The organism is Pseudoalteromonas sp. MBR-15, from assembly GCF_053628915.1.
Genome location: NZ_JBRJHH010000003.1, coordinates 238630 through 253880 on the forward strand (window position 1 = coordinate 238630; position 15251 = coordinate 253880).

The window sequence follows — 15251 nt, forward strand, 5'->3', positions numbered from 1 at the left end:
GCCGAATATAGATAAGTAAAAGCCGATATTAAATCGGCTTTTTTATTGTCGAACGCAAAGATTAAAGCTGCGTCGCATTACGCTGACGTAATACCTCAAATAAGCAAATACCGGTCGCAACCGATACATTTAAACTTGATACCGTGCCAGCCATGGGTATTTTAACGAGTAGGTCGCAGTGCTCGCGAGTTAGACGACGCATACCGTCACCTTCGGCTCCCATCACTATGGCCATTGGACCTGTTAAGTTAGCGTCAAATAATTCGGTGTCAGTTTCACCCGCTGTGCCAACAACCCACACACCTGCGTCTTTAATTTCACGTAATGTGCGTGCAAGGTTTGTCACTTGTACTAAAGGCACAGTTTCAGCGGCACCACAGGCTACCTTACGTGCTGTGCCATTAAGCTTTGCAGACTTATCTTTAGGCACAATAATCGCGTGCACGCCTGCTGCATCCGCACTGCGTAAACACGCACCTAAATTATGCGGATCGGTTATGCCATCTAACACTAACAAGAAAGGCGTGTCTTCGCGGGCAATGATTTCGTCGAGATCTTTTTCATTGTACATTCGCGCTGCTTTCACGTTAGCAATGATCCCTTGGTGCTGTTCACCATTGGCTTTGTTATCAAGTGCTTTGCGCTGCATAAATTGCACTGAAATACCGAACTTACGAGCTTCATCAATAATCGGGTTTAAACGCTTATCTTCACGCCCTTTTAGCGCATAAATTTCTAAAAAGCGCTCAGGCTCTTTTGCTAAAATAGCTTCAACAGAGTGAAAACCAAAAATTAATTCATTACTCACGTATTATTTGCTCCTCAGCTAGTACGTTTTCGGGCGTTCTTGCCCGGTCTTTTTGCCTTTTTGGTGGCTTTTTTCTTGCTCTTCTTCTTACCTGCTTTTACAACATCCGCTTGTTTGCTGTTAGGTTTTTTACGCCCTTTTGCATGAGAAGACTTGCCACGCTTTGCATTATCTTTCTCTGAAGATTTAGGGTCTGAGCGACTATCATCCCCTTTTTTGCCAGGGATTTTCCCCGCTTTTAACTGCGCACGAATACTCGGTTTTGCAGGTGCACTTTGCGCACGGCGTCGCGCATAGCGGTCTTGCGGCACATCACCAGCAAACACTAAATTAATTCGACGCTCATCTAAGCTGACAGACGATACCTGAACCGTCACTTTATCGCCTAAGCGATGAACCGTATGAGTTTGCTCACCAATAAGACAGTGTTTTGCATTGTCATAATGGAAGTATTCATTGCCAAGATTCGTTACGTGGATCATGCCATCTATTTGTAAGTCGTCTATGCGAACAAATAAACCAAAGTTAGTGACCGATGAAATAACCCCGCCAAATTCATCGCCAACATGGTCTTGCATAAACTCACATTTAAGCCAATCGGCGACTTCACGGGTCGCATCATCTGCGCGACGTTCAGTGGTTGAACATTGCTCGCCTAAAATATCAACTTCATCATTACTGTAAGCATACTCGCCCGACGTTTGTTGGCCTTGTGCTTTTAAAACAGCTTTAATCGCACGGTGCACAACTAAATCAGGGTAACGGCGAATTGGCGATGTAAAATGCGCGTAAGCAGGTAACGCCAAACCAAAGTGCCCAATGTTGTCGGGTTGATACACAGCCTGTTTCATCGAACGTAATAACATGGTTTGAATTAACTCGGCTTCAGGACGGTCACCTAGTTTTGCAAGTACATGTGTTATTTCTTTTGGTGTCGGCTCATCTGACAATGTTGACTCAATGCCCAGTTCAGATAAAAAGTTTCTGAAGAAACCAAGCTTTTCAGCATCAGGTTCATCATGCACACGATAAAGTGCACTGGCCTCATGTTTTTCTAATAAACGAGCTGCCGATACATTCGCCAAAATCATGCATTCTTCAATGAGCTTATGCGCATCATTACGCACCACAGGGACGATTGATTCAATTTTTCGGTGAGCATCAAACACAAAACGCGTTTCTAGCGTTTCAAACTCAATTGCACCACGCTCTTGACGAGCTGCTTTCAGTGCCATGTACATTTGATGTAAATCAGTTAAATGCGGCACCATTGGCGCGTATTCTTCGCACAGCCTTTCATCACCTTGCAAAATTGCATGCACTTTAGTGTAAGTAAAACGGGCATGTGAATTCATCACCGCTTCGTAAAACTTATAATTCTCTAAGGTGCCCTGCTCAGATACGGTCATCTCGGCAACCATACATAAGCGATCAACATTGGGGTTTAATGAACACAAACCATTTGACAACACCTTCGGCAACATGGGGATCACTTGCTCAGGAAAGTACACTGAATTACCGCGTTCTATCGCTTCTTTATTCAGTGGCGTGTTCATACCAACATAATGTGATACATCAGCAATCGCGACCCATAAACGCCAACCACCTGATGGTTTTCGCTCACAGTAAACGGCGTCATCAAAGTCTCGTGCATCTTCACCATCAATTGTTACTAATGGTAAATCACGTAAATCGACTCGGCCTTGCTTTGCTTGCTCATCAACAAATTCACCTAAATGGGCAACTTGCTTTTCAACGGCTTCAGGCCATACATGCGGAATATCATGGTTTCGAAGTGCTACTTCAATTTCCATACCGGGGGCTAAATGCTCACCCAATACTTCCGTTACTTTACCCACTGCATTCATGTGACGACTTGGGTTTTGTGTGATCTGAACTTGCACCATTTGATTATGGCGCGCGCCATTCTCACTGCCAGGCAGTATCATGATATCTTGCGTGATTCGCGGGTCTTCGGCAACAACCACCGCAATGCCATGCTCAACAAAATAACGACCAACAATCGGGGCGCGCTCATTCGTTAACACTTTAATGATACGCGCGTCGCATTTACCACTGCCGCCTTTGCGATTGCCTTTAGCAAGCACAATGTCGCCATGCAGCACCATGTTCATCTGGTGTTTTGCGATAAACCAATCTTTATTTTCGCCTTCAACTTCTAAAAAGCCGAACCCATCACGATGGCCAACTACTTTGCCTTTCACAAGGCCTGATTCATCAATCAACGCGTAGCATTTAAATTTATTGAAATACAACTGACCGTCACGCTCCATAGCGCGCAAACGACGTTTAAACGCAATTTGGCGTTCAGTGTCATCCACGTGTAATTCGTCACAAAGTTGTGTGAAGTTTGCTGGTTTAGCGCGAGATTCTAAGTGAGTAAGTATAAACTCACGGCTAGGGACTGGGTTTTCGTACTTTTCTTGTTCTCGACTGAGATTGGGATCCTGTTTTGTCATTCACTATCTTGTTAGTTGGTTATGTTGTTATTTTAACCCATAACCACGCAATGAGACAGGCAAATGCTATGAAACTTTTAAGAAATTAACTAAATATGCCAAAAATAACACGTTGATATTCTTCGCAGTAAAGAGTCTGTGGTAATATTTTCTGAAAATAACAACAACCTAACAAATTTATATGGATATTAATTTAACCCACTACCTTGCAGCAATGGCGTACAACAGCGCATACATCGCTCTTTTTATCGCGATAATCGCACTCGCTAAGCTGTCGTATAACTTAGCAACCCCCTACAACACCACAAATCAGTTAACAGATAATGCCAATACAGCATTAGGTTTATCAATTGGTGGCTATTTGGGCGCTATTACGATTATTTATGGTTTTGTACTAGCAGGACCAAGCAAAGGCCTACTGACCGACTTAATTAATGTATCGCTGTATAGTGTACTCGGCATGGTGTTATTAACATGCTCACGCTTTCTAAATGATAAGTTACTGCTGCGTTTATTCTGCAACCAAGAACAGTTAATTAATCGACAAAATGAAGCCGTTGGCTTAGTACAAGCTGCTAATTACATGGCTGCAGCCTTAATCATTGGTGGCGCTTTAACGGGTGAAGGGACGTGGTTATCAGCCATTGTATTTTATGCACTCGGACAGCTTTTGCTGATCATGTTTGCTAAAGGCTATGATCACCTCACTGCTTTTGACCTGCATGAACAGCTTGAAAAAGGCAATAAAGCTGTAGCGATGAGCTTCTCAGGCACCATGTTAGCGTTAGCAATCATTCTGTGCCATGCCCTGCTTGGTGGCTTTCATACTTGGCAACAAAGTCTTAGTTTATTTTTTATTGATGCGTTGTTTGGCTTCTTAATCTTGCCGATCGTACGTTACTTGGTTGATAAAATTATCTTCAGTAAAATCTCTCTTGACCAAGCTATGCATGACAATAATACCGCTGTTGCCGTTATCGAAAGCAGCATCGCAATAAGTGTTGCAGTGATTATCACGATCGCTATTTAAGCTTATTGGAGTAAGGATGAGCATCTATAAGCTTTTTACTATCGCGTCGATTGCTTTTTTAAGCTGTTTTTTGATACGCGCAGACCTTCAAGAGCCTCTGCAAAATGGCCAATATGGCAACTTCAAAGAATATAATGGCCAAGATAAGCCCTATTTATTTAATGTTCCTGAAGATGGCCAAATGATGCGTTTCGAGATCAAAGGCCGCTTACCTTTGAACTCATGGAAAGCCATCGATATTGAAATTTTTGATCCTGAAGGTAATTACCTATTCAGTTATTCTGATGAACTATGGGCTGAAACGGGTCGAGATTCAGAAGGTAAATGGACCGAGTACCGAGAGAAAGTTCATCACGAGGTGCATTTTCCTAAGAAAGGCCAATACAGTGCTTATGTTAGTAGCAGTTTTGGCCCAAACACACGTGCAGAGCATTTTAGTTATTCGTTTCGCATCATTCCGATTAAAGGCAATAGCAACATATTATTACCCTTTATGTGGCTATCAGGAATAGTAGCGGGCATGTGCATTTTTGTGGTTCTACATCGCTTTGAAGCAGAGCGTGAAGGCTCTGATATTACATATAAGCCAATTAATAAATTAAACCCCGAAGCCATAAAAGCCATGGAAACCCGTGTCGCCGTTTGGCCTATCGTGCTGCTTTTTTTCACCCCCATTGGTCTTGCCTCTATGTATGCTTACAGCAAAAATGATGATGAACGTGATTGGCTTATGTACTCTCTTTATCACAGCAACATCACGGTAGATAAACAATTACGAGAACAGAGTATTGGCAGCCCAGGTTTTCGCTCTCGAGGCGGTTCTGGTGGAAAGTAAAACAATCCGTGAAAGCCATATTTTACTGTTTAGTATTTTTGTTGCGGGTCTGTGCTCTATTATTTATGAGCTATTAATTGCCACAACAGGGGCTTATTTTTTGGGTGACAGCATCACCCAATTTTCTCTCACTATCGGCGTTTATATGGCGGCGATGGGCATCGGGTCGTATTTTTCGCGCTTTGTCCCTGATAACCCCTTATTGGTGTATTTTATAGCCTTTGAACTAGTGCTCGCATTGTTAGGCGGGCTTAGTGTTCCCCTTCTCTACTTTGCTTACGCATACTCTTTGCCGTTACAGGCAATCAGTGTCATATTAACCACATTAATCGGGGTGTTAATTGGTTTAGAAATTCCGCTTTTAAGCCGTTTGATGGAAAAGCACTACGCGTTAAAAGCCAATCTTGCCAATGTATTATCAATAGACTACTTTGGCGCCCTACTGGCGACCTTGTTATTTCCTTTTCTATTTTTGCCGTGGTTAGGTGTATTTAAAACGTCACTTAGCTTTGGCTTAATGAATCTCAGTATTGCACTGTTATTACTGTGGTATTTTGTAGACCATATAAGCCGCAACCGACGGAAAATACTCAGACTAACGCTTGTATTAGTCAGCGCAGTATTAGGATTGAGTTTATATGCCAGTCAACAACTCACACATCATTGGCAGAGCCAAATTTATGATGATCGCGTGGTTCACTCAGCACAAACGCCCTATCAGCAAATCGTTCTAACGCGCCACAAAGATGACATTCGCCTCTATTTGAATGGCGGTTTACAATTTTCTTCGATAGATGAATACCGTTATCACGAAGCGCTTATTCACCCAGCGATGGTGAGACACGGTAATGCAAAACGCATTTTAATTTTAGGGGGCGGTGATGGTCTTGCTGCCAGAGAGCTGCTTAAATACCCACAACTAGAATCCATTACCCTTGTTGATTTAGACCCTAGCGTCGCAGAGCTTGCTCGATCTAACTACAACCTTACAGAGCTTAATCAACACTCGCTCAGTAACCCTAAAGTCACGGTGGTTCATCAGGATGCATATGTATTTATAGAACAAGATAAAACATTGTTTGATATTGTTTTTATTGATTTGCCAGATCCTAAAGCAATCAATTTAGCTCGATTATATAGCCAACAATTTTACCAACGAGTAAAACGTCGCTTACCCGACAATGGAATCGTCGTAACGCAAGCTACCAGTCCGTTTTTCGCAAAACGCGCATTCTGGTCAATTAATAATACGATGAGTGCAGCAGGCTTTGCCCATACTTTGCCTTATCACTTGAACGTTCCTTCATTTGGTGAGTGGGGGTTTGTTATGGCATGTAAACTTCAATGTGCTAATCATCAAACACTCAATGTAGATACTCGTTACTATCGGCCAGAAAATGATGCACAGCTATTTATTTTTACGCCAGATATCAGTGCAAATAACGAAAAAGTCTCGACCCTCGATGAGCCCAATGTGCTGCACTATTATTTAAAAGGCTGGAAACACTGGAACTAAACCAATGGATTAGCCCATAGGATGGTTTACAAAGCAAAGGATTACCGTTAAAAAGAGAGTTAAGCATAATAATAACAAGGGTCGCAATGCAGGCGCACAAACAAAGTCTTATGTACTTACACATTGCAGTGTTGCTATTTGGTGGAACTGCGTTGTTTGCCAAGCTCATTAACTTAAGTGCATTAGACATTACCGTATACAGAACAGGTATTGCCGGTTGTGCCTTATTGATCTTACTTTATATCCAAAAAAAGGCGATTAAACTCCACTCTCGCCGTGATTATCTTATTGCTCTATTACTCGGGGTGACAGTCGGTATTCATTGGTTAACCTATTTTGCAGGAATGCAATTAGCCGGTATTGCTGTTGGCATGATTGCCTTTTTTACTTACCCCGTGATCACTGTATTTTTAGAGCCTCTTTTTCATGGTCGTAAACCGCAACTGAAAGATATTATTAGCGCTGTAGTGGTGATGTTCGGTATTTACTTACTCATCCCAGATGCAAACCTTGGGAATGATGTTACGCTTGGCATTGCGACCGGTATTTTATCAGCCTTCTTTTTTGCTTTTAGAAATATTATTCATAAGCGTTACTTTAGCCAATACGGTGGCCCACAGACCATGCTTTATCAAACGTGGATTGCCTGTATTATGCTGTGCGCCTTCCTTGAAGTACCGCCATTACAAGTTGATACAATTAATTGGCTGCTATTGATCACCGCTGGGGTTATTTTTACAGCAGCGCCGCATTCACTTTTTGCTGCAAGTTTACAACACTTATCAGCCTCAACGGCTGGATTAATTTCTTGCTTGCAACCGCTATACGGCACGTTTTTGGCTTTTTTAATTTTGCATGAGCAACCAACAATAAGCACAATTATGGGGGGCGTTTTGGTTATAAGCGCCGCTTTTTATGAAACATGGTCAGTGACTCGGAAACACACGCAATGATAAAAGTATTCGCTCACAGAGGTGCCAGTGGTACCTACCCAGAAAATACCAAAAGTGCCATATTAGCCGCTGTAGATTTGGCTGTTGACGGTATTGAAATCGACGTACAAAGCTGCCTTGATGATTATATGATTATTCATGACACATGGCTTGACCGGACCACATCAGGTCGCGGTAAAGTGAATGCCTGCAGCAAAGCCCAGATTCAACAGTTCGATGCAGGTAATGGCGAAATAGTGCCAACGCTACAGCAAGCGATTGATTGGGTTAATGATAAAACACTGCTCAATTTAGAACTCAAACATACCTTTTCACTTGATAAGTTTGTAGAGCTTATTGAATCAAACATTAGCACTGGAAAGTTATCAAGAGATAATCTTTTAGTCTCATCCTTTGATCATCATCAACTCATGTGGCTCAAGCAAAAGTTACCCTGGGTGAAGATTGGCGCGTTAACCGCATCAATTCCTATCAATTACAGTGAGTTTGCGCAAAAGCTGCATGCCTACAGCATTCATATTGATAAAAACTTTATAAACCATGAGTTTGTTGCCGATGCCAAACAACGTGGACTTAAAGTCTATGCGTATACGGTCGATAAGGTAGAAGATATCGAGTTAATGCTTGATTATGGCGTGGATGGAATTTTTACTAATTTCCCATGCCATACACAAATGACACTGCAGTCGCTGTGACTCAAAAAGAATAAGCTATACTGTGTCGAATAACGTGGAATTAAATAAGACTAAGAAACGCCCGACATGAATCAACATAACACCTCAATGAGTAGCTATATGCGCATTTATAATTTTATCGAACAAACTTTCTTTTACACCTTAACGCGTAAAATTGTCGGTAACTTGGGGTTTGTGTTTGCCTTTCAGGTCATTACTTTAATTTGGCTTTACAGCAGCTTATCTGAACAGCAAGCAAGCACAGGGCTATTCTGGCTCATGACACTCGTTATTGTTGGCAGTTTTATTTTCACACTTTTTTATATGCGTTTTTTAATTGTGCGGCCCGTACAGGCTATGCGCGATACTTTAGCGCAAATTAATCGTCATGATGCTGACTTATCGGCAAAACTCCCACACTTTACCTTTGATGAATTTCGCGATTTAAGCGAGCAATACAATACTTTTACATCTCACCTAAGCCAGCTACTGGCCACCACATACCAAAGTGCGCAAGCCAGTGCCGATAGTAGTTCAAAAATGACAGAATCGATGCAGCAAACAGCGAAGCTTAGCCATCAACAAATTACGTTTAGCCATACAATTACCGATGCAAGTAATCAAATTACGACAAGTTTAGAGCATATCTCTGCAAACACCGACAGTGTTCATACGGTTAACAGTGAGCATCTAAGTTTTGTACAACATTCAGCTGCGGAACTATCTACTCTGGTAAAAAAAGTGGCCATGATCAGCCAAATTCTTGGCAACTTTTCTGCGACCGTGTCGGGGTTAAAAGAAAACAGTGAAAATATTCGTGCTATTTTAAAAATGGTTGAAGAGTTTTCTGATCAAACAAATTTGTTAGCCTTAAATGCCGCGATTGAAGCTGCACGTGCCGGTGAAGCTGGCCGAGGGTTTGCGGTTGTTGCTGATGAAGTCAGAACTCTTTCTGTAAAAGTGAACGATGCAACCCGTCAAATTAGCGACTTTATTAATCAAATGAATAGCTTGGTAAACGAAACAAATAAAGAGTCTGAGTTATTAATTAGCCATTCAAGTGAAGCTGAAACAGCCATTAGCAATACCTCAGCAGGGTTTAGCAACATGCTGAGTGAGTTTGAGCAAAATCAACAGCAGCTGCAACAGATTGTTAGTGCTGTTCATTTACTAGAACAAACACAAACTCAAACACACCAAAGTGTCGAGCAAATTGTGGCGCTAGGTGAGCAAGCGAAACAGCAAATAGATGAATCCCTTGCTGATTGTGAGCAATCACATTTACTTAGCCAACAAACCCAACAACAGCTAAAACGGTTTGTTTAATGGGCGCTGAAACGCTTTTAATTCTAAGCTTTCTTTAACTATGATAAAGTAGCCATTCCTTGGCTACTTTTTTATTCACCGTGACAACACCTATCGATTACCAGCAACTCGCGCAGCAAATTAAGCAATGGGGTAAAGACCTTGGTTTTGCAGAAGTCGGGATCACCGATATTGATCTCACTCAGCACGAAGTCCAGCTTCAACGTTGGTTAGATTTGGGTTACCACGGCGACATGGAATACATGGCTGCGCATGGGATGAAACGTGCCCGTCCAGTAGAATTAGTGCCGGGTACTCAGCGTGTTATCTCGGTTAAAATGAACTACCTTCCACCCGATGCCAGCTTTGCTAAAAACCTCAAGCAAACCGAAAAAGCGTACATAAGTCGCTATGCGCTAGGTCGCGACTACCATAAGCTCATTCGTAATCGCCTCAAAAAATTAGGCCAAAAAATAGAACAACAAGTAGGTCAGCTAGGATTTCGCCCATTTGTGGACTCTGCGCCAGTCCTTGAACGGCAATTAGCAGAAAAAGCAGGGTTAGGCTGGCGTGGAAAACACAGCCTTCTGATAAATAAAGAAGCGGGGTCGTGGTTTTTCTTAGGCGAGTTATTTGTTGATATTCCACTGCCTATCGATAACGAAAATACCTTTGAAGGCTGTGGCAAGTGTGTGGCGTGTATGACTCTGTGCCCGACAGGTGCGATTGTTGAGCCGTATGTAGTCGATGCCCGTAAATGTATCTCTTATCTCACGATTGAGCTGCAAGGCCCTATTCCTGAAGAGTACCGTTCATTACTTGGTAACCGTGTGTATGGCTGTGATGACTGTCAACTCGTGTGTCCGTGGAATCGTTATGGACAAATAACCGATGAAGCCGACTTCCATCCTCGAACGCAATTAAAAGATCAAGACTTACTCACACTCTTTGCATGGGATGAAGCCACATTCCTAAAAAACACTGAAGGCAGCCCGATTCGTCGTATTGGCCATGAGCGCTGGCAAAGAAATCTAGCGGTTGGACTTGGTAATGCTGACTATAGCGACACAATTATTATCGCGCTTAAAAAGGCGCTTCAAAGTGCAACGCCACTGGTCGCAGAGCACATAGAGTGGGCGCTTTCACAACAACAGAACAAGCGTCAGCTTAAATTACGTAAAACCGCACGTTTGATTCGTATTGTTGAAAAAGGCTTACCACGAGATGCTTAAAGCGCGGCCAGCACCGCGCGTACTCAATGAGTGTGTCATTGCTTTAATAAGACCGATAAATCGTTTTCAATCTCTTTAAATGCGGCCTTTACTCCCTGCACTGACTCTTCACGCGCTACTGAGTTTTGAATGGTTTCATCGACTTTTTGATAAATAAAGATCTCTTGGTCTTCGTCTAATCCCATTGTAGGTATTCGTTGTTCCAAATCCTCTTGTAACTGTTTAAACACCGCTTCGTTATTAATACGATTGTCATTCAAAAGCTCTATGAGCCCCTTAAACTTACTGTGTACTTTAGACACTGCGTCATTCAGTTGCTGTTGCTGTTTAACCAGTTCTTTTTTTGTAATTATCGCTTTAAGCTGCTGCTCGGTCACACTCACTAAAAAGCAAATGTGGTCACGAATACGGCCATGTTTATCGGGATCTTGTTCTGGCATATTCAAAATGAGTAAGCTAATCATTTCATAATTTACTAAAATTCGACTCGAAAACTCATGTAAACGGCCTTTGTTTTTAAGCATTTCAAATAGCTCAACAACAATGGGCGAACAAACACCTGACACTGAAAAGTGCTCGAGACCCGATGCTAAGCGAAATTCAACATTACTTTGTAAGTCAAATGCGCTTAAACAATGAAGTAATGCTTTGCCCAACTCTTTTTCATCATCAATTAAACCGATATGCTCGATATAATTAACAATTTGGCCCATTTCACTACTGTTAGCCATTGCATTAAAGGCTGTTGATGTGGCGTCTTCCACTTGTTGTTCAAGCATTTCTTTTTCGATCAGTACTTGGTTTAAGTGTTGTAGCTTGAGCTTTAATTCATCATGCCCAAAAGGTTTTACAATATAATCTTCAGCCCCTACAGAATACCCTTCCATACGCTCTTCAACCGTGCCTCTGGCCGACACAAACATAACGATTATTTTTTCTGTATTCGGGTTTTCTTTTAACTTTCGGCATACTTCATAACCACTCATTTGTGGCATGCTAACATCCAGCAAGATAACTTGTGGATCAAACGCTTCAACAACATCTAAACATTCTGGACCGCTGTTGACCATTTTCAGCTCAAAATCGAGTTCTTCGAGGATCTCTTCAATTATTTCTAAGTTAAATGGTTCATCATCGACGGCTAAAATTCGCTTCAAGGCCATGTCTAGTTCTTCCGTTTTGTTAATTAAGCTTCATAGTTTGCTCTTCAGTCGCTAAATGCTGAGGCAAATCTATATTCAAAGGTAATCGCACTAAAATTGTAGCGCCCCCATATTCGTTGTTATGTGCGGAGATAGTGCCTTGGTGCAAGCTCACAAACTCCCGACAAATAGCTAACCCAAGGCCTGTGCCTCCTGCACCACTATTGGTTTTGCTACTTTGTTCAAACTTGGCAAATACTTTTTCAAGTTCACACTCTGGAATACCAATACCACGGTCAACAACCGCTACTTCAGCGATATTATTTTGCACTGATAACTGAATATCTATCTCGCTGAACGGTTCACTGAATTTCAGCGCGTTTCCTAATAAATTGCGCATAATTTGATTGATCTGTTCTTCATCACAATCCAGAACGATATCTTGCCCAGTTTCCAGTAGACGAATCATTATATTTCGCTCAAGTGCTGTGCCAGACACATCATCAATACTGGTTTTTATAATGTTGATCAGATTATGTTTTTGAGGGTTAAATGGAAACTTGCCAACATCCAATTTAGATAAGTCGAGTAGGTTATTAAGCAGCGATAACAACCGCTCTCCACTTTGCTCTATCCGCGATAAATACTTGTTTAACTTATCTTTATTTAGATCGTCATTTGCAACTTTTTCAAGTCCAAAGCGTGCAAAACTTAAAATAGAATGCATGGGAGTTCTTAACTCATGAGACATATTAGCTAAAAACTCTGATTTACTCAGATTTGCGGCCTCGGCAACGTTTTTAGCATGCTCAAGTTGTGCTGTACGCGCTTTAACTTCTTCTTCGAGCATGTCTTTTGCTTCAAGCAGCAAGTCTTCTTTTTCTTTCAGGTGGGTAACATTTTTAAAGATAACCGCCAACGCAATTTCACCATGGTGATCTATTTCGTTAAACGAGCCTACCAGAGGAACCTCATTGCCGTTTTCTTTAAGCAGTCTTAAGTCACAGCTAAATTGACGATTTTTATTCAGGGTGCTTATTTTATCTTTAATACGGTTTATTGAAGGTGTATCAAAAAAGTCAAACACCGAGCAGTTTTCAAACTCTTTAAGCGGTTTTTCAAATAACAGTTCACAGGCATCATTGGTTTCAATAATTTTACCCGTGCGATCAAACAATATAATCGCATCAGGAGTGTGTTTAAAAATAACCCTTAACAGGCTGTCTTTTTCTATGAGGGCATCAACAGTATTTTGTAAACGCTCAACTAACTCTGCGTTGTGGCGTTTAAGTAGCTCCGTTTGCCACAATTTATGAACCGACTGTAATAGGCTATTATCATCAACGGGCTTAACCAGCACATCCTCCACCCCCTGACGAATAGCTTCAATCATCGAAACCTGTTCAGGCTTTGAGGTATACAGTAAACAACGGCTGTTAGGCTGCGTCCCTTTCAGCTTGTTAAACAACTCAAGTCCAGTGCCATCTTCAAAGGTAAAGTCGCTTATTAATAAATCAATGCTGTGTTGATTTATTATTTCAATAGCTGAAAGCTTACTCCCAGCTTTAAAGGTTTTAATGTGCGCGCCTTTTAAGTTTTGAGTAATTTTTTCTAATCGTTCTGGGAGATGGTCAACAACCAATACCGTGGGCAGCTTTAAGATGTTGTCACTACCCAGCTCTAACACCCCTTCTAATAAAGTGCTAATTTCTTTGTTTGCAAAAAATGGGTAAATAACCACTGAATTAGGCAGCAAGCGATTAATTTCACTGAAGTGCTCGAGTAAATCACTACGCTGTGCTTTGGGTGCAAGCAATAAAAAATTTTCTTGCGAAAACACCCCACTCAGTTTCTTTATAGTTTCTGTCGGCACACCATGAGAAGCCGCAACTAAATCAAATTCTTGAGTTAAAACAGTGTCATCTATCATCGAAAAGTGCAATAACTCGACTTTACAGCCAATGAGTTCCAATAACACTTTTACGCGCATTGCTAAAACACTATTACTATCGACAATTAATATTCTTCGCACAGTACACTAGGCTCAAATTAATGATAATTACCTAATTAGAGTAGTCGAAAAAAAACAAAGTCACTAAATTTACACTGCTTTTTTTATTACTTTAAGATCTAAGTGCTTACCTAAAATAACGAGGCTATATGCTTTATCATCCATAATTGCAACTTCAGGCAGTTCTCCCCAAACCTGATAATCAAAACGATTAAACAGTTTAATGCTCGGCAGGTTATGACTAAAAATAAACGCTAGCAAAACTTTTATATTAAGCGTTTTGGCATGCTCCTCTGCAAACGAAAGCAACGTTTTGCCTAACCCCTGCCCCTGAGCGTTTGAGGTAATATATATACTAATTTCGACTGTGCCATCATACGCTGGACGCCCATAAAAAGATTTATAGCTGAGCCATGCAAGTACTTTCGAGTTTTGCTCATACACAAAAATCGGCCTTTGTTCTGTATGGGCTGCGAACCATGCTTGTCGCTCAGCCACCGTTACCTCTTCGGTATCTGCGGTTACCATACGCCCAGGAATTGTTTCGTTATAAATAGCGACAATCTGTGTTAAGTCGTGTTCTGTTGCTGTTCGAATAGTCATAAATAACTGAAATTAAATGATCACTTTCTCGCATATTAGCGTATATTCATCACAAATAACTAGCAGGAAATCATTATGAATAAATATGCTTTGTTACTCTGTGCAAGCCTTATGTCTACTCATCTTGCAGCAGAATCTCCCCCGTCAATTCAAGACCCAGTCGCAGAAACTCAATGTGATGACTTTACCAATGTAACGCTGCGTAAATTACGCTCAAAAGAAAGTGTTAATCTTTGCGAATTTAAAGGTAAGCCATTGCTCATAGTGAATACCGCAAGTAACTGTGGATTTACGCCACAGTTTGAGGGTTTAGAAGCAATTCATAAAGAATACAAAGACCGTGGTCTCGTTGTTCTTGGTTTCCCTTCTGATGACTTTTTCCAAGAAGAAGATGACGAAAAAGACACCGCAAAAGTATGCTACATTAATTACGGTGTTACCTTTACCATGTTCGCTACCAGCGCGGTGCGTGGTAGTGACGCAAACCCAATTTTTAAGCACCTAAACGAAGCAACAAGTTCACCTAATTGGAACTTTTACAAATATATTGTTTCGGCAGACCGTAAAACGGTTGAGCGTTTTAACAGTAAAACCAAACCAGAATCAAAAGCTATGCGTGACGCGATTGAAGCGCAGTTAGCTGCAAAATAAATTTAACCTTT

At 41.4% G+C, this 15251-nt stretch carries 13 protein-coding genes; 8 read left to right on the plus strand and 5 right to left on the minus strand.

The genetic code is table 11. From position 1 onward, the window contains the following. Window positions 1-61: 61 nt before the first annotated feature. Together rlmB and rnr are read right to left on the minus strand one after the other, a co-directional pair. Window positions 62-808, minus strand: a complete 747-nt coding sequence (gene rlmB, locus ACSSVW_RS06105) for a 23S rRNA (guanosine(2251)-2'-O)-methyltransferase RlmB (RefSeq protein ID WP_075594453.1) — start codon at window positions 806-808, stop codon at window positions 62-64. A gap of 14 nt (window positions 809-822) precedes the next feature. Further along, window positions 823-3288 (minus strand): ribonuclease R, encoded by a 2466-nt coding sequence (gene rnr, locus ACSSVW_RS06110; protein ID WP_182396110.1) that lies wholly within the window; start codon window positions 3286-3288, stop codon window positions 823-825. Between the two features lie 181 nt (window positions 3289-3469). Between rnr and ACSSVW_RS06115 the strand changes: the two genes are divergently transcribed. The 7 genes from ACSSVW_RS06115 (at window position 3470) to queG (ending at window position 10833) form a co-directional block, all read left to right on the plus strand. Beyond that, window positions 3470-4318: a DUF350 domain-containing protein gene (locus ACSSVW_RS06115; protein ID WP_227006840.1), complete on the plus strand. Its 849-nt coding sequence runs from the start codon at window positions 3470-3472 to the stop codon at window positions 4316-4318. A gap of 16 nt (window positions 4319-4334) precedes the next feature. Further along, window positions 4335-5153: a hypothetical protein gene (locus ACSSVW_RS06120; protein WP_454179022.1), complete on the plus strand. Its 819-nt coding sequence runs from the start codon at window positions 4335-4337 to the stop codon at window positions 5151-5153. Then, window positions 5143-6669, plus strand: coding sequence for a polyamine aminopropyltransferase (locus tag ACSSVW_RS06125; protein ID WP_256719436.1), 1527 nt, complete (start codon window positions 5143-5145; stop codon window positions 6667-6669). The genes ACSSVW_RS06120 and ACSSVW_RS06125 overlap by 11 nt, the downstream gene beginning before the upstream one ends. An 86-nt stretch (window positions 6670-6755) precedes the next feature. Then, on the plus strand, window positions 6756-7622 hold the full coding sequence (locus ACSSVW_RS06130; protein ID WP_417698937.1) for a DMT family transporter: 867 nt from the start codon (window positions 6756-6758) through the stop codon (window positions 7620-7622). Further along, complete coding sequence (locus ACSSVW_RS06135) at window positions 7619-8317, plus strand: glycerophosphodiester phosphodiesterase (RefSeq protein WP_065978148.1); 699 nt, start codon at window positions 7619-7621, stop codon at window positions 8315-8317. The genes ACSSVW_RS06130 and ACSSVW_RS06135 overlap by 4 nt, the downstream gene beginning before the upstream one ends. 87 nt (window positions 8318-8404) lie before the next feature. After that, window positions 8405-9622 (plus strand): methyl-accepting chemotaxis protein, encoded by a 1218-nt coding sequence (locus ACSSVW_RS06140; protein ID WP_074988893.1) that lies wholly within the window; start codon window positions 8405-8407, stop codon window positions 9620-9622. Window positions 9623-9681: 59 nt separating this feature from the next. Continuing rightward, on the plus strand, window positions 9682-10833 hold the full coding sequence (queG, locus tag ACSSVW_RS06145; protein ID WP_454179023.1) for a tRNA epoxyqueuosine(34) reductase QueG: 1152 nt from the start codon (window positions 9682-9684) through the stop codon (window positions 10831-10833). 35 nt (window positions 10834-10868) lie between these two features. Here the strand turns inward: queG and ACSSVW_RS06150 are convergent, their stop codons facing one another. The 3 genes from ACSSVW_RS06150 to ACSSVW_RS06160 form a co-directional block, all read right to left on the minus strand. Beyond that, window positions 10869-11996 carry a response regulator gene (locus tag ACSSVW_RS06150; protein WP_036971147.1) on the minus strand — a complete coding sequence of 376 codons (1128 nt, stop codon included), beginning with the start codon at window positions 11994-11996 and terminating at the stop codon, window positions 10869-10871. A gap of 19 nt (window positions 11997-12015) precedes the next feature. Then, window positions 12016-13965: a hybrid sensor histidine kinase/response regulator gene (locus ACSSVW_RS06155; RefSeq protein ID WP_118843982.1), complete on the minus strand. Its 1950-nt coding sequence runs from the start codon at window positions 13963-13965 to the stop codon at window positions 12016-12018. Window positions 13966-14076: 111 nt separating this feature from the next. Beyond that, a complete protein-coding gene (locus tag ACSSVW_RS06160; RefSeq protein ID WP_036971153.1) occupies window positions 14077-14589 on the minus strand; it encodes a GNAT family N-acetyltransferase in 513 nt (170 codons plus the stop codon). Window positions 14590-14700: 111 nt separating this feature from the next. Here ACSSVW_RS06160 and ACSSVW_RS06165 point away from each other — a divergent pair, with 111 nt between their 5' ends. Continuing rightward, entirely contained in the window at window positions 14701-15240 is a 540-nt protein-coding gene (locus ACSSVW_RS06165; RefSeq protein ID WP_371915649.1) for a glutathione peroxidase, read from the plus strand. Window positions 15241-15251: the final 11 nt, after the last annotated feature.

Bases quoted from the DNA above. Each gene is read 5' to 3' on its own strand.
- rnr (WP_182396110.1), bottom strand. From the start codon at position 3,288: ATGACAAAACAGGATCCCAATCTCAGTCGAGAACAAGAAAAGTACGAA.
- ACSSVW_RS06115 (WP_227006840.1), top strand. From the start codon at position 3,470: ATGGATATTAATTTAACCCACTACCTTGCAGCAATGGCGTACAACAGC.
- ACSSVW_RS06120 (WP_454179022.1), top strand. From the start codon at position 4,335: ATGAGCATCTATAAGCTTTTTACTATCGCGTCGATTGCTTTTTTAAGC.
- ACSSVW_RS06130 (WP_417698937.1), top strand. From the start codon at position 6,756: ATGCAGGCGCACAAACAAAGTCTTATGTACTTACACATTGCAGTGTTG.
- ACSSVW_RS06135 (WP_065978148.1), top strand. From the start codon at position 7,619: ATGATAAAAGTATTCGCTCACAGAGGTGCCAGTGGTACCTACCCAGAA.
- ACSSVW_RS06140 (WP_074988893.1), top strand. From the start codon at position 8,405: ATGAGTAGCTATATGCGCATTTATAATTTTATCGAACAAACTTTCTTT.
- ACSSVW_RS06150 (WP_036971147.1), bottom strand. From the start codon at position 11,996: ATGGCCTTGAAGCGAATTTTAGCCGTCGATGATGAACCATTTAACTTA.
- ACSSVW_RS06155 (WP_118843982.1), bottom strand. From the start codon at position 13,965: ATGCGCGTAAAAGTGTTATTGGAACTCATTGGCTGTAAAGTCGAGTTA.
- ACSSVW_RS06160 (WP_036971153.1), bottom strand. From the start codon at position 14,589: ATGACTATTCGAACAGCAACAGAACACGACTTAACACAGATTGTCGCT.
- ACSSVW_RS06165 (WP_371915649.1), top strand. From the start codon at position 14,701: ATGTCTACTCATCTTGCAGCAGAATCTCCCCCGTCAATTCAAGACCCA.